At 66.0% G+C, this 1,016-nt stretch carries 2 protein-coding genes and 1 tRNA gene; all 3 read right to left on the bottom strand.

The annotated features are described in order from the left end of the window. Positions 1-41: 41 nt before the first annotated feature. Positions 42-138, bottom strand: a tRNA-Sec gene (locus tag Q8K99_12175). A 63-nt stretch (positions 139-201) separates the two neighbouring features. Continuing rightward, on the bottom strand, positions 202-558 hold the full coding sequence (locus tag Q8K99_12170; protein MDP2183310.1) for a hypothetical protein: 357 nt from the start codon (positions 556-558) through the stop codon (positions 202-204). A gap of 65 nt (positions 559-623) precedes the next feature. Next, the coding region (locus tag Q8K99_12165; protein MDP2183309.1) for a SelB C-terminal domain-containing protein at positions 624-1,016 on the bottom strand (393 nt) is incomplete at its 5' end.

Raw genomic sequence — 1,016 nt, 5'->3', positions numbered from 1 at the left:
CGGCCCCGCAGGTCGATCTGCGGGGCCGCTGTTGCGCGCGATGGCGGAGGCGCGTGCGAATCGAACACACCCGGGACGCTCTTCACGCCCCACTACGGTTTTGAAGACCGCGGGAGCCACCAGGCCCCATCCGCCTCCGTGCCCGGTGAGCATAGCCAACCGCGCACGTCGGGACAAGTGGCGCGCCCGGTGGCGCGTCGTTCAGCGTGACCCTGTCTCGAGGCGATGCCTCGTAAGTTTCAGGTGGTTGTAGACCATGCGCTCCAAGTCCCGCTGGACCTTGTAGTCATACAGCCAGTTGGTGATCCAGTCGCAGCGTCCTCCCACGAGCCCGAAGTACTCGACGGCGCACTGCTCGACATCGTCGGAGCCAAGGACAGTCCAATACGTGCACTGTCGCTTGTCGCATTCTGCCCGCAACCCCAGCGCCCGCCTCAGATCGCACTGCATCTGAATCACCACCTCGCGCTCGTCCTTCCTACCGTTCACATCGGTGAACGCGAGACAGGCGCGAATGAGGGTGCGACGAACGGTCGCCACCATGGTGCCGAATCTCACGGAACGACCCCGAACGGGCGGGTATTTGTGACGAACGGTCGGCTTGCGTGGTGGCGAACGGCGGACTAGGCCTTTCGGAGCACCCGCAGATCGCCCTCGCGCCTGGTCAGCCCCTGCGCATCGAAGTACTCGAGCAGCGGGATCGCGTACTTGCGGCTTACGCCCAGCGCATCGCGTAGATCCGCTGCCGAGGACGGCCCGTGCGCTTCGATGTGCGCCGTGAGAGTGGCTCGGGCGGCGGCGATGGTCGACCGCATGAAGTGCATCTCCGACGAGATGCGAACGACGGTCTTGTCGAGCGCGAGCAACGTGAGCACCTTGCGTGCGACATCGGCGCTCACGCCCGCTTCGGATGCAAGTTCGCTGACGCCTACGGGCGACAGTCCTTGGCGGTCGAGAATCGCGACGAGGGCCGTGCGTGCGGACTCCTCCTGGGCGACGGCGGCGCTGGCGGCGTC

This window comes from Actinomycetota bacterium (assembly GCA_030682655.1).
GTDB lineage: Bacteria > Actinomycetota > Coriobacteriia > Anaerosomatales > JAUXNU01 > JAUXNU01.
The sequence above is the reverse complement of the archived record's forward strand: the minus strand, read 5'-3'. Positions and strand labels throughout refer to the sequence as shown.